Raw genomic sequence first — 19,522 nt, forward strand, 5'->3', positions numbered from 1 at the left:
CGTGGTACATTTCGTCATGGCGGCTGTTGCGGTTAATTCTTGGTTAGGCTCTTGAATTATAACCGATTTTCAGCCGCCTTTTTCATGTCTGGTGCAATTTCCGGGCTAGCTGAATCCCGGCATTCGATACCAGGATATCGACCGGACCCAGCTCACCGACCACCCTCTCGAAGCCATGGTCCACGCTCTCCTGGTCTGCGACATCCATCTTCAAGTGGATCGCATGGCCGCCGTTGGCCTGGATACCATTCACGATCTCCCGGGCCGCCTCCATGTTGCGGCCAGCCACGGCCACGGCAGCGCCCTGCTCCGCAAACCGTTGGGCGATCCGGGTGCCGATCCCGCTGGTCGCGCCCGTGACGACCGCTACCTTATCTACCAGATCCATCGCCAAATCCTTCTGTCACATCGAGAAAGTCGCCAGGTCACGCACCGCCGGGTGCCAGGCCTGCGTTGCCAGGGCCTGGCGCCGGGTCCTACACATACATCCCGCCATTGACGTTCAGGGTCTGACCGTTCACGTAGGCGGCATCGTCGGAGGCCAGGAAGGCCACCACGCCTGCCACTTCCTCCGGCTGACCGCCACGCCCCTGGGGGACCCGCGCGATCAGCATGTCACGGACCTTTTCCGGGATCTGCGCGGACATCTCGGACTCGATGAACCCGGGCGACACGGCATTGATCAACACGCCCTTTCGCGCAAGTTCCTTGCTCAGGCTCTTGACGAAGCCGATCACCCCCGCCTTGGCGGCCGAGTAGTTGGCCTGACCGAAGTTGCCCTCGTTACCGGAGAGCGAGCTGATGCAGATGACGCGCCCCGACTGCTGCTCGACCATGTAGCGTGCGGCTTCCTGGGTGCAGATGAACATCGAGGTCAGGTTGACATCGAGCACCGTACGCCACTGGTCATCGGTCATCTTGAAGAACGAAGCATCCCGCGTGATACCGGCATTGTTGACCAGGATATCCAGTCGCCCGAATCGTTCCTTTATGCGTTGCATCATCGCAGCAACCTGTGAGCGATCCGTCACGTCACAGGCCTCGGCGAGGCTCTCATGTCCGCCACGCGCCAGCTCTGCCGCCGTCCTCTCGGCATCCTCGCCGTTGATATCCACGATCACCACCCGGGCCCCATCCTCGGCCAGTCGATGGGCCATGGCGGCGCCCAGGCCACGCCCGGCGCCGGTTACCACGGCCACGCGTTCATGTAACTTCATAGACTTACCTCCTGAATTACAGCAATAAACGCAGGACCTGCGGCATCCAGGGTTCCACGGCGATTCTTGGGCACTACGAATCCCTCACCCTTCCACCCCGCCTTGGGGTCGCCGGTCACTCTCCTGCATATGAAAAAAAGGCGAATCACCGAACCTCTTGCCGATCGGTGACTCGCCGTTAAACGATCAAAACATGGGCAAGGAGCTACCCAGACGCCACCGCATCAGAACTTATACATGGCCATCAGCTCGACTTGCTGGCCGCCCGGACGAAGCGGCATCGTGAGCGCATTACGATCCCGCCACTCGACACCGAAGTCCAGGCCAGGCAGATAGGTGTAGATCAGGTTAACGTTCGTGAACTGAAGCGTATCGTCCTCGACCGTCGCAGAGACCTCATCGGCCTTCACCTGTCCATAGCGAATATTGCCACGCAGACTCTCAGTGAATCGGTGGTTGAGACCAGCGATCAAGCCTGTGGTGCTGACCAGCTCACCGGACGCGTCGACCTCACCTCTTCTCTCAAAGTTAGAGTCGGGTGCCGGAGCTGCCGCGCCGTTATACCCCCACCCGGAATACACATTGTTGCCCTCCCCCGTATAGCCACTCAGGGAAAGCGCGGTGTCACCAAAGTTCAGCTTACCGGCCAGGGAGACGGCAGCCCCAAACTCTGAATCATCGACGCCTGTCTGCACCTCGCGACCGGTGACCGCAACATTAAACGCATGTCCGGCCTCGGTTCGGTGGGTGTAGGATGCCACCAGGTCCGGCATGTCGGCATCACTGTAGATCGGGTCCTGGAAACTGAGCCGCAGCCCCCCCGTCGTGTAGTGCAGGACGAGATCCGGCCGGACGACGGCCCCACTGCCGGCAACGCTGCCGATCCCCGTACCATAGAAATCCAGAATTTCGACATCAAAGGGCGCATTGGCGAAGAACTGGCCATTCCATGTCTGTCCAAGCGTCAGGTTATCGACCTTGATGAAGGCATGACGCAAGCGCATGGCGTAACTGCTGTCGGCTGTATTGGTGGCATTATCCCAGAAGTCCCCCTCCACGAAGCCCGTCACATCGTGGCCCTGAACCTCACTGTCGACCTCGAAATTGAGCCGCGACTGGCGAGCGCTTCCATCAAAAGAGCGATCTTCGCCGTCTGGGTCATTGAAAATGCCCTCCGCCTTGACGTAACCACCGACGCTGAAGGTGGTGCCGTCGACTTCCGCGACCTCAAAAGCATGAAGCTGGGAGGACATGGAGGCCACGGCTACGGCAAGTGCGATCTTGTTCTTGAGTTGCATCTTTTCTTTTCTCCGGACTATTGTGTGTTGAAAGGCTCGATCCCAGGAGCCATGTCAAGGGCTATTCCCTTGTAGAACTTGCGTTCCCTTGCCTTGCCAAGGGCAGGCCCCCCGGCCTGCCCACTGTTCACATGATGCCTGCGGCATCATCCCACCTTGACGACCAATGCAGCCGCGGAGTCACCCGCCGCACAGCCGGTGACCAGGGCATAGCCACCTCCCTTCAGGGCGGTCTCCTCGATCGCTTCGATCAGCAGGCGTCCCAGGGTCGGCCCCTGGGGATGGCCGAACACCAGCGATGTGCCGTAGTTGTTGAACCGGGCAGCATCGAGGCCCATGGCCTTGGCCAGGTGCAGGTCATTGACGATGAACGGGCTGTGGTTCTTGATCGTGGTGATCTGGTCGATGCTCAGGCCCGCCTGGTCGAGGGCACGCTGAGCCGCCGAGGCCGGCGCCATCGGCATGTGGGCCGGCTTGGTACGCGCGTGGCCGTAGGACAGCACCTGCACCACCAGGCCAGCATCGGTGCTCAGCTCGGCCGCCCGCTCGCGAGTGGTGACGATGATCCCGGCATTGCCATCCGCCGGATGGGTCTGGGAGCCGAAGGTATGGATACCCTCGGGCTGAACGGTACGCAGCTTGGCCAGCCCTTCGGCCGTGGTCTGCGTCACGCCCTCGTCGGCCTCGACCCGCCTGGTTTCCTTGCGTGAAACCGGGACCTCGACCGGGAACATGTAGCGTTTCTGGAAGGCCCGATCGTCGGCCAGGGCTTCGGCGTACTGCTCGTAGCGCCGCAGGGTCAGCTCATCGGCCTGCTCACGGGTGAAGCCGTGCTCGCGCGCGACATTCTCGGCCGTGGTCAACATGTCCTTGCCGGTGGCCGGGTCGGCGGCGATGTTGTCCATGTTCCAGTTCTCGGCAATCACCTCACCCCCCGGCCCCATCGGGTTGGGCCAGATGGTATGGGGGGCATTGGATGTGCGGTCGGAAAGCAGGCAGTAGGTGGTCTCGAAGCTGCCTGTCTCGACGGCTGTCGCCGCATTGAACACCGCGGTGGTCGAGGTGGCGCAGGCCTGGGTCACGTTCTGTCCGGGAATTCCCTCCGCCCCTATGAGTGACGCCGCCCAGGGCGCCCCATAGAAGATGGCCTTCTGGCCCACCGAAACGCCGAGGTAGAGGTAGTCAAACAGGGCGGGATCGATATCCCGACTGGCCAGCCAGCGCTTGCTGGTCGCCGCCCCCAGCTCGATCGAATTGGTGTTGGCGAAACTTCCCTGCCACTTGCAGAAGGGACTGCTGTAATAGCCGCCATAGGGGATAAAGGCATTCTTGAACATTGTTGACTCCTGTTGTGTCGGCCGGGTGTCGCTCGCCACGGGTTGAGGCAAGCGACGAGTCAGGGGTTACCTGTCCAGCAGGGTGTCACGCAGCCCACCCCACTGCTCCTTGAACAGTTCCGTGGGCATTTCCTTGAGATCCGGCGAGACCTTCGGAGTGAACTCCATCGCACTGAAGATATCGCGCTGGATATCGATACCGGGGGCGACCTCGGTAAGGGTGATCTCGCCATCGATCAGCTCGAACACGCAGCGTTCGGTAACATACAGCACCGGTTTTCCGACCTGCTGGGCATAACGCCCACTGAAGGTGATCTGGTCGACGCGCTCGACAAACTTCTGGCGGCTGCCTTCCTCGCGGATATTGATCCTGTTATCGACGATGTCGATCTTGCTGCCGTTGGTGAAGGTGCCGCAGAAAACCACCTTGCGCGCATTCTGGCTGATATTGATGAAGCCGCCGGGACCCACCACCTTCTTGCCGAACTTGCTGACGTTGAGATTGCCTTCATGGTCGGTCTGAGCCAGCCCCAGGAAGCAGACGTCCAGGCCGCCGCCGTCGTAGAAGTCGAACTGGTAGCCGTGGTCGATGATCGCTTCGGCGTTGTAGGCCGTGGCGAAGTCACCACCACTGGCCGGTACACCACCGTAGGTGCCCAGCTCGGTGGTCAGGGTCATCAGGTCACTGACCCCCTCCTCCGCCGCCACGCTGGCGACACCCTCGGGCATGCCGATGCCCAGGTTGACCACTCCACCCGGCACCAGCTCCATGGCCGCCCGGCGGGCGATCACCTTGCGGGGATCCAGCGGCATTGGCTTGATGCCGCCGAGCGGCATCTTGAGGTCGCCCGAGAGGGCCGGGTTGAAGTAGGTCGCCATGGTCTGGGTATGGTTCTCGGGTTTGGCCACCACCACGTAGTCGACCAGATCGGCCGGGATCTTGACCTTCTGCGGGTGCAGGGTGCCGGCACAGGCCAGGTACTCCACCTGGGCGATGACGATGCCACCGCTGTTCCTGGCCGCCTGGGCCATCGACAGCTGCTCGAGGAAGATCGCTTCCCGCTCGAGGGTCAGGTTGCCCCTCTCATCCGCGGTGGTCGCGCGAATCACCGCCACATTCACCGGGAAGGTGCGATACATCAGCCACTCTTCATCTTCCAGCTCGATGAGCTTGACCAGGTCCTCAGTGGTGACGGTGTTGGCCTTGGCCCCCTCCAGGCGGGGGTCGACGAAGGTGCCCAGGCCGACCTTGCTGATCACCCCCGGGGTCTTGCCGGCGATGTGCCGCCAGAGGTGCGCCATCACGCCCTGCGGCAACAGGTAGGCCTCGATCTTGTCTTCGAGGACCAACTCTCCCATCCGCGGGGCCTGGCCGGTGTGGCCACTGACCAGGCGCTTGACCAGGCCTTCATGGCCCAGATGGCTCATGCCCTTGTCCTTGCCATCGCCACATCCGCAGCTATGTGCCACGGTCAGGTTGCGAGGCGCGCCCGTCTCCAGGAACCGGGCTTCGAGGGCCGCCGCCACCTCCTCTGCGAACCCGGCCAGGCCCGCTGTGGACCAGACCACCGTATCATCATGCTTGATGTGCCCTACCGCGGTATGGACATCTACTACCTTGCTCACAATGCTTACCCCATCATTATCTGTCGACGTTCTGGATACGCCGTTCAGGGCCGGCAGGTCCCGCAACCCTCGCGACAGCAGGAACCGTTCAAGTCATCAGTACTGTGACTTTAGCGGGGGTACCTACACGATCAGCCCATCTCGCAGCGATATCTTCTCGATCGGAAAACCCAGTTGGCACTACGCCTGCTGGTGATGCCCAAAGGCATTACCAGCATCAACTTCCAGTAAGAAACAGCACGATCTGCGGAAAGAAGATCACCAGTGCGACCACGACGATATCCGCCACCAGGAAGGTCGTAACCCCCTTGAAGATATCCATCAAGGAGGCGTACTGACCCGCCACGCCCTTGATGACAAAGATATTCATGCCTACCGGCGGTGTGATCATGCCGATCTCGAGTAGTTTGACCAGCAATACCCCGAACCAGATGAGGCTCACATCGTAGAGCTCGAACACCGGCAGCAGCACCGGCAGAGTCACCAGCATGGCGCCGAAGGGTTCCATGAACAGCCCGAGGAAGAGATAGATCACCACCACGACCAGCATCAGCTGGAGGTAGCTCGGGTCCCAGCCGGTCACCGCACTGGTGATATAGCCCGCCAGGCCGCTCAGACTGAGAAACAGGGTGAACATGCTCGCCCCCACCCCGATGATCAGCAGTGCCGAGGTGGTCGAGAGCGTCTCGAGCAGCGCGGCCTTCATCACCTTGCCATTCAGCCGGCGCAGGACCAGCCCGATAAGTATCGCGCCGGCCGCCCCCACGGCCCCGGCTTCGGTGGCCGTGAAGAAGCCTGAAAACAGCCCACCAAAGACCAGGAAGCCCAGCACCAGAACGGGCCAGATCTCTACCAGTGCCTCTTTGGCGCCGATATCGCGTGTATCAACCGCCTGGCGAGGCACGATGTCCGGGCGACGCCAGCTGACCAGCAGAATCACGATGCTATAGCTGATCGCGGTCAACAGGCCGATGGTGATCCCCCCGAGGAAGACTTGAGTGATCGACACCTGGGCAAAGACCCCGTACACGATCATGAGGATGCTCGGCGGAATCAGCGCCCCGATGGTGCCTCCCGCGGCGATGGTGCCGCAGGCAAAGCTGGGCTTGTAACCACCACTGACCATCTCGGGAATGGCAATGCGTCCCATGGCAGCAGCACAGGCCACGCTCGAGCCACTGACTGCGGCGAACCCCGAACTGGCAAAGATGCTCGAGATCGCCACACCACCCGGCAACCAACGAAAGACCACCTTGGCCGCATTGAACAGGCCACTGGTGAGCCCTGTATGGAAGCAGACGAAACCCATCAGCAGAAACATCGGCACGGCGCTGAGGGTCCACTTGGCGATGAATTCGTAGGGCGTCGACGACAGCATGCCGATGGCAGTGTTCCAGCCGAACATCACGCTGATGCCAACCATCGAGACGGTGATCAGCGACAACGCCACGGGGACGCGTAATGCCAGCAACGCCAGGAGTGCCGCGAGCCCGTAGAAACCGATTTCAACAGACATGGAGTTAACCTTCTTGCGAGTCGGCGGGATAGGCCGTGCCGCTGGCCAGCAGTGGAAGGCGAATGAGACAGACGATAGCGGCCAAGCCGAACGCCAGTGGCAACACGAAGTAGGTGGGCCAGACTGGCATGGGGAAGTTCAGCGACATGACATAGGAGCCGATCTGGAACTGCTCCATGGCCTTCCCCCAGGTCGCGACCATCAAGACGCCGTAGACCCCTGCCGAAAGCAGTGAGACCAGCACATCGGAGGCCCGAATCAGCATGGGACTCATCAGGCTTTCCAGGGCCTCGACGGCAATCATCTCCTTGCGCCACTCCACCCAGGCCAGGGGAAGCAGGGCCAGGGTGATCAGGTAGTAGCGGGTGACCATCTCCAGCGTGGCCGGGACCGATGTAGACAGCGTGGAGCGTAGGATGACATCCAGCGTCACGTGCACCACCATCAGCAGGATGGAGATGGTGCCGAGCAACCCCAGCCCCATGGATACATGGTTTACCAGGCGATATAACCAGGCCATGAAATAACCTCCTGACTCGAGGAAAAAGCCCGGGACCACCGCGGTGGCCCCGGGAAGCAGCAAGTTCAGGTGCCGTAGCTGGTGAAGTCCACCTGGTCCCAGACTTCGCGGTTGATGGCGTCGGCAACGGCCTGGGGATCTTCACCGATTTCCTCGATGAGGCCGTTCCACTTCTCGACCAGCTCCTGGAAGCGCTCGAGCTTGGCGGTCGCATCCGTGACGCCGTAGCGGCTTTCGGCCTGCTCGGCGGCATAGACCAGATCCTCTTTGGCGAAACGAGCCGTCGCTTCATGCAGCGACTCATCGGCCTCGAGGATCTCGATACCGCTATCCTTCGCGACCTGCTCTGCTTCAGCCGGCATCTCGTAGGCCCAGCGCTGGGTCGCTAGCGCGCTGGCCCGGGTCGAGGCACGAGCGATGGCCTCGCGATCCTCCGGCGACAGCGAACTCCAGACCTGTTGTCCGGTGGCGTGTGAAATCGTGCTGTGGAAGGTGCCCAGCCCGATATAGGTCAGGTAGTCGATGGCATCCTCGAGGCGGAACGAGATGATATCGGCCGAGGAGGCGATCGAGCCCTCGATCACACCCTGGGACAGCGCCTCGAAGGTCTCGCCGACCGGGGTACTAGCCGGCGTGCCGCCCATGGCTTCCAGCCAGCGGGAGTACTGTGGGCCGCCCACGCGCAGGCGCATGCCCTGCAGGTCCTCGACGCTGGTCACCGGCTTGTTCGTCAGCAGGTGATAGACATCGGTCGTGTGGGTGCTGGTATAGACGATGCCCAGCTGATTGAGCTCGGCCTGGCAGTCGTCACAGGTGGCGATGTACTCGGTCACGGCGCCGTTCATGGCGAAGGAGTTCGTCCCCAGCAGCGCCATATCGCCGATCAGGTTGAAGTTGGGCAGGTCCGCGGGAAAGTAGGCCGGCAGCAGCAGGCCGGCTTCCACCAGGCCACTGCGCAACGCCGTACGCATGTTGCCCAGCGAGGCAATCTCGGTCCCCATGATCTTTCCACTGAGGCGGCCCTCGGACTCTTCTTCCAGGGCGGTCACGAACTCGGTATAGAGGGGGGTATGCGCCGGGTGAGCCGGGGGAACCCCGGGGGCCAGGCGCAGGTCACGGGCATGCGCGGTCTGGGCCATCACGCCCCCGGCCATGGCCACCACGGCCAGGCCCTTCACTACTGATTTGATCTTCATCATGGCACTCGCTTCATTGATCTTGTTGGTGATGCACTCCCGACAGCAATGCGGGTATTCCTGGGGGGAGCCCCATTCTGCTTCGATGGCGCTGCCATACCAGTCATGCCCCTTTGCTCTCGGCGTCCGTTCACGACCACATCGCAGCCGATGCCCGCGGGCATACTGAGAGGCACTTTCGGCCCACTCGCTTTGCCGTCACTATATTGAGCACCCCTCGCTGTATCGCCTCACCCCTGGGGCTGACGCCGCTCCCGGAGTGGGCAGGCTCTTATGGCTAATACCAGTGCTGAAAAGAGCTGGCTGCTAGAGGCATGGGGAACTCCAGTGCAGCGCCATGCATTATAGTTCCTTTCCGCCACCCGCCCGAAACCCGACTTTAGTCTCAATGGGAGGAGCAGGAGGTGTTCTGGTGGGGGCAAGCCGAGCTTGCTTGGTCGGAAAGCCGCCAAATGGCGACATCTCCGTCTATCAGCCTGGTAAGAGGAGGCCTGACGTCCTCAGCCCTGGCCTGGAAGGTCGATGGGAGGCCGACAGGACGCGAAGAGTTAGAGGGATATTGCTCACCGGCCAACGTGCATTATAATGCTTACATCATACCGATTCAGGGTGAGGGATGACGAGAGAGCCCCCCCGCGCCGTGAACAGGCACCTGTTGCCAGACGCCATCGAGGGCTTTCATGGAACCAGAAGAAAAGGGCGCCAGCGACGCCGAAGAGGCCCAGCCCAGCTTCGCCTTATCCATCGGCGCGCGTGTGCGTGCCTATCGCGCTCGTCGCGGTATTGCACGCAAACACCTCTCGGCTCAATCGGGTATCTCGGAGCGCTACCTGGCCCAGATCGAGACCGGCAAGGCCAATATCTCGATCGAGCTACTGCAGCGGCTGGCCCAGGCCATGGTCGTGCCGCTCCACGGTCTGCTGCCTGCCTCCGACCAGCAGACGCTTCCTTCCTCGCTCAACGACCTGCTGCAACGCCTTTCCCCTGCCCAGCTCGAGGAGGCCTACCAGCTACTTGCAGAGCACTTCGCCCCCCCTCGCACCCGGCAGTCCGGTATCACCTTGATCGGCATCCGGTTTGTCGGCAAGACGACCCTCGGCGAGTTGCTGGCCTCTGAACTCGACCTGCCCTTCATCCGCCTCAGCCAGGTCATCGAGGCGCAGGGCGGCATGAAGGTAGGCGAAGTACTGGAACTGGGGGGGCAGCGTACCTATCGCCGCCTGGAGCGCCAGGCCCTGGAGCATGTGGTCGAAACCTACCCGCAGTCGATATTAGAGGTAGGTGGTGGGTTGGTCACCGAACCCGAGACCTTCCAGAGATTGCTCAGCCGCTTCTACACGGTCTGGTTGAAGGCCTCTCCCGACGAGTTGATGCACCGACTGATGGCAGCAGGTGACATGCGGCCCCTGGAGGGCAACAACTTTAAGATGGCCAAGGAAGACCTCACCCGGATCCTGACGGAGCGCGACGCCGAGTATCGCCAGGCCGACCACATCCTCGAGACTACAGGGCGGACCGTCGAGGAGTGCTTCCAGGAGTTGGCCAGCCTCAGTCGCTCCGTGATGGCGCCACGCGTTGCCGTGGCGGCACCCAAGTACAGCGGTTGACGCCCTGTTTCCGACAGGGTGAACCCCCTCTTCCCAGGCACCGACCCATCGAGCCCGGTCCTGGGGCCTGACCGTCGCTGGCGTCAATCCGGCACGGGCAGGCGGGCCAAGCCGCCGAGGCGTTCACCTGGTCGAGCGGGTGTCGATCAGCAATGGATCAACAAGCGAAGACGCCGCCTTGGCGTGCGGTGTGCCACAAAAAGGGGTGGACCAGCACCCGACGATGCTGGCCCACCCCTCCTTTATCGCGGGTGAAGCGCGATTACCTCAGCCTCGGCCCGGCGCCACCATGAAGCGGGAGAAGAAGGCGTCGAGCTCGTCGAACCCATCGAGCGGCAGCACCAGCGAGACGTACTGGTCCGGGCGCACCACCACCAGGGCGCCGGCGCCGCGATCGATGCCCCGCAGGTCGAAGATGTCCTGGTCGGTCCCCAGCACCGGCGCGTGGGCCTTCTGGTAGTCCTGGAGGCCGAGGGCCCCCTTGTGGGGCTTGAGGACCTCATGCATGTCGGCCCAGTCCACCTCGAGGTGTGACTGCTGGATGATGCCGTGGACATCGAAGACCGCGTCCGGGTCGGCCCCTTGCGGGGTGAAGCGGCGAACCGGCGAGGCGTCGCTGGCCAGGTAGTCCATCAGCACGTTGAAGCGCGAGCCTGGGCTTCTCGGGTCGACCATGTCGGCGAAGGCGTAGAGCCGCCAGCGGCCGTCGGCGCGATGCACGTGGCCCAGGTGGACCTGCTTGGCATCGCCGAGCCGGATCACCTCGGCCGAGTGGAAGCGGCGCCCGGGCGGGAAGCCGGTGGCCAGCCCCAGGTGGCTGTCGTCACCGGTGAGCAGGGCCGGCGTGTAGTGGGTGGCGAAGCCCGCGGTGAACTCGCTGTTGGTGACGAACTGGCGCTGCACCTCGGCCAGGCCCTTCATCGCGGCCTCGGGATCGTCGGAATCCTGGGCGACGCCGATCGCCCGCGACCAGCGGGTATCCATCTCGATCAGGTTCTCGGCGATGACGTGGCGCTCGGCGTTGTAGGTGTGCAGCAGGCTGGCCGGGCTGAGGCCCTCGAGCACCGAGATGAGCTTCCAGCCGAGGTTGAAGGTGTCCTGCATCGAGACGTTCATGCCCTGGCCGGCCTTGGCGGTGTGGGTATGGCAGGCATCGCCAGCGATGAAGACCCGCGGGGTGCGGCTCTCCAGCTGGTCGTCGTCGACATCATCGAACTTGTCGGTGACCCGGTGACCGACGCGGTAGACGGAGAACCAGGCGGTCTCCTTCACCTCGAAGGTGTAGGGCGCCAGGACCGCCTGTGCCTTCTCCAGCACCTGCTCCTTGGTCAGCCAGGCGTCGGGGGCGATGTTGCCCATGTCGACGTAGAGCCGGACCATGTAGCCACCCTCGCGGGGGATCAGCAGGATGTTGCCCGCGTCGGCGGACTGGATGGTGCACTTGAAGCGGATGTCGGGGAAGTCGGTCACCGCCAGCACGTCCATCACGCCCCACGCCTTGTCCTCGCCGTGGCCCTGGGGCACGCGGCCGATGGAGTCACGCACCACGCTGTGGGCACCGTCACAGCCGACCACGTAGCGGGCGCGGACCGTCTTCTCGCCCTCCGCAGTCCTGAGCCGTACCGTGACGCGCTCGTCGGCATTCTCGGGGACCTTCACCTCGAGGGTCTCGTGGCCATAGTCGACCTGTAGGCGGCTGGGGGAGTTGTGCATGTACTCCAGCAGGAAGTCGAGCAGGCGGGCCTGGTTGACGATCACGTGGGGGAACTCGGAGAGGCCGTCACGCACGTCCTGCACGCGGCCGAGCCGGGCGATCCGCGACTTGTCCTCGGGGGCCGGTCCCCAGAAGTGGGTCTCGTTGATCCAGTAGGCCTCGGTGGTCATCCGCTCGGCCAGGCCGAAGGCCTCGAACATCTCGACCGTGCGGCAGGCGATGCCATCGGCACGTCCCACTTCGAGGGGCCCGTCGGCCTTCTCCACCACCCGGGTGACGATCTCCGGGAAGGTCGAGAGCTGCGCGGCCAGCAGCAGCCCCGCCGGGCCGGTGCCGACGATGAGCACGTCCACCTCCTCCGGCAGCGGCCCCTGTGGATCGCTGCGTCCTTCGGCCAGGGGCTGGATCCGCGGGTCGCCACTGCGGTAACCGTCGAGGAAGTACTGCATCTGTTCTGCTCCATCCCGTGTGCTACGGGTCGTTGTTGATAAACCATCAGGGGGAGGGTCCGCTGCGGCAATCCGCCACGGCGATAATAATCAGTATTGTGATCAATGTCGCGACGAACAATACGACTTTCCGCCAATACCCGGCGTCCTGTTCCCCGGCATCGCTGTTCCGGAAGGGTGTCGCGGTATCGACCTTCGGATAATTGCTCATTATTGTGATGATCACAATACTGACGCAGATCAAAGAGTGACCACTTCCCTGACAACCGACTCGTGAGACGACAATGACAACCACTACGCCCCGTGCCCTTCGTTATCCCTTTGCCCTGACGCTGCTCTCGGTCTCCATGCTGGCCGCCAGCAGCCCGGTCCTGGCCAAGGAGCTTCGCCTGGGGATCATCACCCCGCCCCAGCACAACTGGACCCAGACCGCCGAACGCTTCGCCGAGACAGTGGCCGAACAGAGCGACGGCGAGCTGACCGTCGCCATCTTCCCCGCCGGCCAGCTGGGCGATGAGTCGGCGATGTTCTCGCAGATGGAGACCGGGCTGCTCGACATGGGCCTCATGACGGCGGCCCTGACCAGCCAGCGCGAACCCTCCATCGTCGGCTGGTTCACCCCCTTCCTGTTCGACAGCGTCGCCGAGGCGGCCCAGGCCACCGAGACCGAGGCGGCCCAGCAGATGCTGACGAACCTCGAGAGCAAGGGCCTCCACGCCTTCGGCTACACCTTCGCCGGCATGCGCCACATCCTGATGCGCGATGGTCGCGTGGAGCGCCCGGAGGATGTCGATGGCAAGAAGATCCGCATCATTCCCTTCGCCGCCATGAACACCTGGTGGCGCGCCACCGGCGCCAGCCCCACCCCGGTGAGCCTGCCCGACGTCTACCAGGGCCTGCAGAACAAGATGCTCGACGGCGTGGACATCGACCTGGACGCCCTGGTGGGCTCCGGCTTCTACGAGGTCGCCGAGCACCTCACCCTCACCAACCACATGGCCTTTCCCGCCGTCTCGGTGATGAGCCAGGTCTCCCGTGACGCCCTCTCCGAGGAGGAGCGCCGGATCATCGACGAGGCCATGGACGAGGCCCTGGCCTGGGGTATCGAGGCCCAGATCGAGGCCGAGGAGCGCAACCTCGCCACCCTCGAGGAGAGCATCGACGTGTTCACCCTCACGGATGCCGAGAGCGTGTTCAGCGAGGCCAACCAGGCCTTCGCCGAGCGCTTCGGCGAGCACCCGGTGATCCAGGCCTTCCAGCAGCAGACCGCCCAACTCCTTGACGCCGAATAACCGGACCGGGGCGTCCAGGCGCCCCGGACAGAGAGGAGTCACACATGAATGCTCGACATGACACCTGGCTCAGCCGGGCGAGCCGCCGGTTGGCCGCGCTGGAGCAGCTGGCCTGCAGCGTGCTGATCGCTGCCTTCGGTGTGCTGCTGATCGCCAATGTCTTCGCCCGCTACGTGCTCAACAGCCCGATCTTCTTTGCCAGCGAACTGGCCGTCTACATCCTGATCTGGATGGCCTTCCTGGCCATCTCGATCTCGATCCACCACGACCAGCACGTGCGCCTGACCATGCTGGTGGGGCTGCTGCCCACGCCGGCCCAACGGGCCTGCTACTGGCTGACCGAGCTGGTCTGCCTGGCGATGCTGGTGGTGATCCTCTGGTACGCCATCGGCTGGCTGCGCTCGCCCTCGGTCGGCTACGACATCGCCATCACCCTCGACTGGCCCAAGTGGCACTTCTACCTGATCGTGCCGATCTTCTGCGCCACCTCGATCTTCCATCTCATCGCCAGGCTGTCGGACCGCTCACGCACGGTCTTCACCCTGGTGAGCGACGAGGACTGACCGCATGACGCTCGCTGCCTTCCTGCTGTTCATGCTGCTCGGCATGCCCATCGCCTTCGTGCTGCTCGCCTCGACCTTCACCTTCGTCGTCGCCTCCGGCAACTACCGGCTGCTGGAGAACCTGCCCCAGGTGATCTTCGGCTCGCTGGAGGTCTTCGACCTGCTGGCGATCCCGCTCTTCATCCTGCTCGGGGAGATCATGAACGAGGGGGGGATCACCCGGAGGATCATCACCGCGGCCCGCGCCTGGTTCTCCTGGGTGCCACACAGCATCGCCTATGTCTCCCTGACCTCGAACCTGATGCTGGCCTCGATCATGGGCTCGGCGACCGCACAGATCGCCATCATGAGTCGGGTGATGACCCCGGAGATGGAACGCGACGGCTACGACAAGGGCTTCGCCGCCGCCCTGACGGCGGGTGCCGGCCTGCTGGGCCCGATCATCCCGCCCTCCATGGTCTTCATCATCTACGGGGTCATCGCCCAGGTCTCCATCGGCGCGATGTTCATGGGGGGCATCCTCCCGGGGCTGGTGCTGTTCGTGCTGATCAGCGGCCTGATCGCGCTGCTCGCCGGCCGGGCGCGCAAGAAGGGCATGGAGGAGCGGGCCAGCATCCCGCTGTGGAAGGCCACTCGCGGTGCCCTGCTCACCCTCTGCATCCCCGTGGTCATCGTCGGCGGCATCGCCTTCGGCATCGTCACGCCCACGGAATCCGCCGCCGTGGCGACCCTGATGGCGCTGATCCTCGGCGGCCTGTTCTTCCGTGAGCTCAGGTGGGGACAGTTCCCCGGCGTGCTCAGGCGGACGGCACGCAACACCTCCATCGTGCTGTTCCTGATCGCCGCCGCCAAGGCCTTCGGCTGGGTGCTGATCTACAACCAGATCCCCCAGCAGGTGGCCGGGCTGATGCAAGGCACCACCGAGAGCCCGCTGGTGTTCATGCTGCTGGTGTTCGTGATGCTGATCGTGGTGGGCATGGTGCTCGACGGCATCGCCGCACTGATCATATTGGTGCCGATCCTGCTGCCGGTGGCCCAGCAGAGCTACGGCATCGACCCCATCCACTTCGGCATCGTCACCTGCATGACCCTGAGCCTCGGGCTGCTGACGCCGCCGGTGGGCGCGGGCCTCTATGTCGCCTCGGCCATCAGCAACGTCAGCCTGTCACGCATCACCAAGTGGATCTTTCCCTTCGTGCTGGCGGCCTGCCTGGTGATCCTGGCGATCATCTTCAATCCCTGGCTGGTCAGCGTCTTCCGCTAGCTCCGCCCGGGCCCGGGATCGCCAGCGGATGCCCGGGCCCGCGCACTCTGTTACGTTAGTCCACCATGCCGGGCCGACCGCCTGCCCGGCCAGCCACCCGCCCTCGAGATGACGAGACGATGACCGGAATTCCGCTTACCCAGGCCAGTGTGCTGCCCGGCAACCTGCTGCGGCGCTGCCACCAGATCAGCGTCGCGATCTTCCTGCGCAAGTGCGAGGCCTACCACCTGACCCAACTGCAGTACATCCTCCTCTGCGCGCTCGAGGAGAAGGGGCCAATCGACCAGATCACCCTGGGCGGCCATACGGCGCTGGATCGCAATACCGTGGCCGTGGTGGTGCGCAAGCTGGAGGAGCGTGGCCTGGTGACCCGACGCCGCAACCCCGAGGATCGCCGCTCCATGCTGGTCACCCTGACCGCGGAGGGCGAGCGCCTTCGCCACGACGCCGAGCCGCAGGTTGCCGAGGTGCAGGAGGAGATCCTCGCCCCCCTGAGCGAGGACGAGCGGGAGACCCTGTGCCGGCTGCTGACACGCATCGCCGACGAGAACAACCACCTCAGCCGCGTGCCAGTGCGCCAGGCGGGGTAAGCCCGCCACGGGATGCCGCTCAGGCCCGCCTTGCTTCCGGCACTCGCGAGCCGAGATGCTCCTCCCAGCCCAGCCGACGGCGCGCCTCGGCCACGTCATCCTGCGGGTCGTGCTGCCACAGCCAGTCGTAGCGGGTCTCCAGGTTCTGGATCAGCCGGGCTTCGTCATCGCCGATGCCGGCAGCGGCGTACTCGTAGACGTCGCCCGCCTCATGGGAGGTGCGCTGCACCTTGCAGGCACGCGCGTGACGGACCGCCTCGAAGGCCGCCAGCGCCTGCTCGGCGCTCTGCCGGTCGCAGGCCGCATCGGTCAGCAGGCTGGCCAGCACGTAGGCATCCTCCAGCGCCTGGCCGGCGCCCGCGCCCTGGTGGGGCACCATGGCATGGGCGGCATCGCCCACGACCAGCACCCGGCCGCGACGGTAGCGCGGCAGTTCGGGAAGCTCGTGCAGGGCCCAGCGCGTGGGCTCGGGGATGCAGTCGAGGATGGCCTGTGACCCAGCCCCCCAGCCGTCGAACACCTCCAGCAGCTCGTCCTGGGACACCGCCTTGACCCACTCCTCGCCCGCGGGGAGCCGGGGCGTCGGCGTGGAGCGGTCGGTGATGAAGGCCACCACGTTGATCAGTTCGGCCTGCTTCACCGGGAAGGTGAGGATGTGGCGGTCCGGCCCCAGGTACATCTGCGGCACCCGTGCCAGGCGACTGTCAGCGCCCTTGGCCGCCATGGCGGCCTCCAGCTGCTGGGTGGGAACCATGCCGCGATAGGCATAGGTCCCGCTCCAGAAGGGACCGAGGTCGCCATGCTGCGCCGGGGGCAGCACATGCTCGCGCACCGCCGACTTGATGCCGTCGAAGCCGATCAGGATGTCGGCGCTGAAGGTGGTGCCATCGGAAAAGTGAGCCGTGGCGCCCTCGGCGTTCTGGGTCACCTCGACGCAGCGCTTGCCGAAGCGGGCGATGCCGTCGGGCAGGTTCTCGACGATGGCCTCCAGGAAGTCGGCCCGGTGGACCGAGGACTGGCCACAGCCCGGGGCCAGGGTGGCGGTCAGGTAGGCGTCGTCATGCCAGCGCCGCCACTCGAACCAGACATCCTCGAAGGGCGCGGGTGAGGAATCGGCGATGCGGCGGTAGGAGGCCTCCAGGCCGAGCAGCGTGATGGCCTTGACGGCGTTGGGCCCGAAGGAGACCCCGGCACCGATCTCCGAGAAGCGCTCGGCGGCCTCGAACAGCCGCACCTCGAGGCCCGGATCCCGCGAGAGGGCGACGGCCAGTGCAACGCCGCCGATGCCGCCGCCGATGATGCCGATGGAAAGGCGCGTATCGTGGTTGTCGGATACCATGTGAGTCTCCAGCCAGGGGGTGTCGTGGGGGTTGCCTCACGCTATGCCCCGGGCCGGACGGCGGCCACACAGCCACCTTCATTCACCGCATAAGCGACGCGAATAAGCAGATGGATCAATCACTTGCCAGCCTTTCCTGGGAGCGGCATAGACCTTTGTCCCATGCCCGGCGACGCGCCCTGCCGGCTCGCTCGGGCCGCGGGAAGCACCCATGATCCGGCTCTCGGAGATCGACACCAACCTGCTGGTGGTCTTCGACCTGCTCTACCAGGAGCAGAACACCCAGCGCGTGGCCCTGCGCCTCGGGCTTACCCAGCCGGCGGTGAGCCATGCCCTGAAACGGCTGCGCAAGCTGCTGGGCGACGAGCTCTTCGAGCGCACCTCCCGGGGCCTGATGCCGACCCCGCTGGCCAGCCGGCTGCACCCACCGGTGGCCCAGGCCCTGGCCCATCTGCAGGAAGCCCTCAACCGGCCGGACGACTTCGACCCCGCCGTCAGCGAGCGCACCTTCAACATCGCCATGACCGACATCGGCGAGATCGTTTTCCTGCCCCGCCTGCTGCAGCGCCTGGCCGAGCAGGCGCCCGGCATCCGGCTGAGCACCGTACGCAGCCAGAACGACGACCTGAAGCGGGAGATGGAGGATGGCCGGATCGACCTGGCGATCGGCCTGATCCCCCAGCTCGGCGCCGGCTTCTACCAGCAGGGGCTCTTCGTGCAGCGCTATGTCTGCCTGATGCGCCGCGACCACCCCCTGGCGGGCGGCGACTTCGGCCTGGACGACTTCGTCGTGGCCCGCCATGCCGTGGTGGTGGCCCGTGGCACCGGGCACGGCATCGTCGAGGAGTCCCTGGCCAGGGGCGGGGTCACCCGGCCGGTCCGCCTCGAGCTTCCCCACTTCGCCGCCGTGCCCTATATCATCAGCCACACCGACCTGGTGGTGACGGTCACCGACAAGCTGGCCGAGGTGACGCACGAGCGCTTCGCGCTGACGATGCGCGAGCATCCCCTGCCCTTCCCCGAGATCCCCATCAAGGTCTTCTGGCACCGCCGCTTCCATCAGGATGCCGGCAACCGCTGGCTGCGCGGCCTGCTGTTCGAGATGTTCGCCGAGTGACGCGACCGGTGATGCCTGTGCCACACGGCCGTCGTCCCGGACAGGCCCGCCCCGCCTAGCCGGTGCAATCGGCCGGGGTGGTGGCGCGATAGGCTGCTTCGGCCGCTTCCATGGCGTCTTGAAGTGCCTCGATGCGCGAGCCGTGGGCCGGGTGGGTGGAGAGGAACTCGGGCGGCTGGCCACCGCCGACTTTCGCCATATTGCGCCACAGAGCCACGCTCTCTTGTGGGTCGAACCCCGCCCGCGCCATGATCGCCAGGCCCATCAGGTCGGCCTCCTCCTCGTGGGCGCGGCTGAACGGCAGGCTGATGCCGAGCCGGGCGCCGAGACCCAGGGCCTGCATCAGCTGCTGCTGGCCCAGCTCCCCCTCCCCGAAAAAACCCACCAGCAGCAGCACGGCCTTGATGCCGAGCTGCTGGGTGAGACGCTCGTTTCCGTGGTCGGCCAGCACATGGCCCACCTCGTGCCCGATCACCGCCGCCAGCTGGGCCGGGGTCTCGGCCACCCGCAAGAGGCCGGTATGCACGCCGATGCGTCCCCCCGGCAGGGCGAAGGCGTTGGGGGAGGGATCCTCGAAGACCACCACCTCCCAGGCCCCGGGCCGGTCGGCGGCCGGGTAGCGCGCCTCGGCAGCGGCCACCACCGCCCGGGCCACGCACTGAACCCGGCGGTTGACGGCCGCATCGCGGGACACCGGCTGGCGGCGACGCAGCTGGTCGAAGGCATCCCCGCCCATCTGCACCATCAGGGTGTCAGGCACCAGGGCCAGCTGGGAGCGCCCGGTCGGCGTCTCCTCGCAGCCTGCCAGCAGGACCAGGGGCAGCACGAACGGAATCATCAATGACAGGCGCAATCGGCAGCGCAGGCGCATCGCGTC

At 64.7% G+C, this 19,522-nt stretch carries 17 protein-coding genes; 6 read left to right on the forward strand and 11 right to left on the reverse strand.

What is annotated here, in order from left to right; translation table 11 throughout:
* Positions 1–82: 82 nt before the first annotated feature.
* From SCI24_RS02795 to SCI24_RS02830, 8 genes are all read right to left on the reverse strand, one after another.
* Entirely contained in the window at positions 83–388 is a 306-nt protein-coding gene (locus tag SCI24_RS02795) for an SDR family NAD(P)-dependent oxidoreductase (protein WP_318723886.1), read from the reverse strand.
* Positions 389–476: 88 nt separating this feature from the next.
* Positions 477–1,217 (reverse strand): 3-oxoacyl-ACP reductase FabG, encoded by a 741-nt coding sequence (gene fabG / locus SCI24_RS02800; protein WP_318723887.1) that lies wholly within the window; start codon positions 1,215–1,217, stop codon positions 477–479.
* Positions 1,218–1,441: 224 nt separating this feature from the next.
* On the reverse strand, positions 1,442–2,515 hold the full coding sequence (locus SCI24_RS02805) for a hypothetical protein (RefSeq protein WP_318723888.1): 1,074 nt from the start codon (positions 2,513–2,515) through the stop codon (positions 1,442–1,444).
* 146 nt (positions 2,516–2,661) lie between these two features.
* Positions 2,662–3,852, reverse strand: a complete 1,191-nt coding sequence (locus tag SCI24_RS02810) for a thiolase family protein (protein ID WP_318723889.1) — start codon at positions 3,850–3,852, stop codon at positions 2,662–2,664.
* A 66-nt stretch (positions 3,853–3,918) separates the two neighbouring features.
* Complete coding sequence (locus SCI24_RS02815) at positions 3,919–5,478, reverse strand: acyl CoA:acetate/3-ketoacid CoA transferase (protein ID WP_318723890.1); 1,560 nt, start codon at positions 5,476–5,478, stop codon at positions 3,919–3,921.
* Between the two features lie 217 nt (positions 5,479–5,695).
* Positions 5,696–6,994 (reverse strand): TRAP transporter large permease, encoded by a 1,299-nt coding sequence (locus SCI24_RS02820; RefSeq protein WP_318723891.1) that lies wholly within the window; start codon positions 6,992–6,994, stop codon positions 5,696–5,698.
* Between the two features lie 4 nt (positions 6,995–6,998).
* Positions 6,999–7,514: a TRAP transporter small permease gene (locus SCI24_RS02825; RefSeq protein ID WP_278032593.1), complete on the reverse strand. Its 516-nt coding sequence runs from the start codon at positions 7,512–7,514 to the stop codon at positions 6,999–7,001.
* A 65-nt stretch (positions 7,515–7,579) separates the two neighbouring features.
* Positions 7,580–8,710 carry a C4-dicarboxylate TRAP transporter substrate-binding protein gene (locus SCI24_RS02830; protein WP_318723892.1) on the reverse strand — a complete coding sequence of 377 codons (1,131 nt, stop codon included), beginning with the start codon at positions 8,708–8,710 and terminating at the stop codon, positions 7,580–7,582.
* A gap of 680 nt (positions 8,711–9,390) precedes the next feature.
* Here SCI24_RS02830 and SCI24_RS02835 point away from each other — a divergent pair.
* Positions 9,391–10,317: a helix-turn-helix transcriptional regulator gene (locus tag SCI24_RS02835; protein ID WP_318723893.1), complete on the forward strand. Its 927-nt coding sequence runs from the start codon at positions 9,391–9,393 to the stop codon at positions 10,315–10,317.
* Positions 10,318–10,584: 267 nt separating this feature from the next.
* Here SCI24_RS02835 and SCI24_RS02840 read toward each other — a convergent pair whose 3' ends face one another.
* Positions 10,585–12,480, reverse strand: a complete 1,896-nt coding sequence (locus SCI24_RS02840; RefSeq protein ID WP_318723894.1) for an FAD-dependent monooxygenase — start codon at positions 12,478–12,480, stop codon at positions 10,585–10,587.
* Between the two features lie 284 nt (positions 12,481–12,764).
* On the opposite strand from SCI24_RS02840, the gene SCI24_RS02845 reads away from it, so the two are divergent.
* The 4 genes from SCI24_RS02845 (at position 12,765) to SCI24_RS02860 (ending at position 16,189) form a co-directional block, all read left to right on the forward strand.
* Positions 12,765–13,772, forward strand: coding sequence for a TRAP transporter substrate-binding protein (locus tag SCI24_RS02845; protein ID WP_318723895.1), 1,008 nt, complete (start codon positions 12,765–12,767; stop codon positions 13,770–13,772).
* 44 nt (positions 13,773–13,816) lie between these two features.
* The gene (locus SCI24_RS02850) at positions 13,817–14,335 is read left to right on the forward strand and encodes a TRAP transporter small permease (protein WP_318723896.1); all 519 of its coding nucleotides are present in this window, start codon (positions 13,817–13,819) and stop codon (positions 14,333–14,335) included.
* A 4-nt stretch (positions 14,336–14,339) separates the two neighbouring features.
* Positions 14,340–15,599 (forward strand): TRAP transporter large permease, encoded by a 1,260-nt coding sequence (locus tag SCI24_RS02855; RefSeq protein WP_318723897.1) that lies wholly within the window; start codon positions 14,340–14,342, stop codon positions 15,597–15,599.
* A 119-nt stretch (positions 15,600–15,718) separates the two neighbouring features.
* Complete coding sequence (locus tag SCI24_RS02860) at positions 15,719–16,189, forward strand: MarR family transcriptional regulator (RefSeq protein ID WP_318723898.1); 471 nt, start codon at positions 15,719–15,721, stop codon at positions 16,187–16,189.
* A 19-nt stretch (positions 16,190–16,208) separates the two neighbouring features.
* Here SCI24_RS02860 and salA read toward each other — a convergent pair whose 3' ends face one another.
* On the reverse strand, positions 16,209–17,528 hold the full coding sequence (gene salA / locus SCI24_RS02865; RefSeq protein WP_318723899.1) for a salicylate 1-monooxygenase: 1,320 nt from the start codon (positions 17,526–17,528) through the stop codon (positions 16,209–16,211).
* Positions 17,529–17,739: 211 nt separating this feature from the next.
* Here salA and SCI24_RS02870 point away from each other — a divergent pair, with 211 nt between their 5' ends.
* The gene (locus tag SCI24_RS02870) at positions 17,740–18,645 is read left to right on the forward strand and encodes a LysR family transcriptional regulator (RefSeq protein ID WP_318723900.1); all 906 of its coding nucleotides are present in this window, start codon (positions 17,740–17,742) and stop codon (positions 18,643–18,645) included.
* Positions 18,646–18,700: 55 nt separating this feature from the next.
* On the opposite strand, the gene SCI24_RS02875 is transcribed toward SCI24_RS02870, so the two are convergent.
* Positions 18,701–19,516, reverse strand: coding sequence for a M48 family metallopeptidase (locus SCI24_RS02875; RefSeq protein WP_318723901.1), 816 nt, complete (start codon positions 19,514–19,516; stop codon positions 18,701–18,703).
* Positions 19,517–19,522: the final 6 nt, after the last annotated feature.

The organism is Halomonas sp., from assembly GCF_033549285.1.
In the GTDB taxonomy this organism is placed as follows: Bacteria; Pseudomonadota; Gammaproteobacteria; order Pseudomonadales; family Halomonadaceae; genus Halomonas.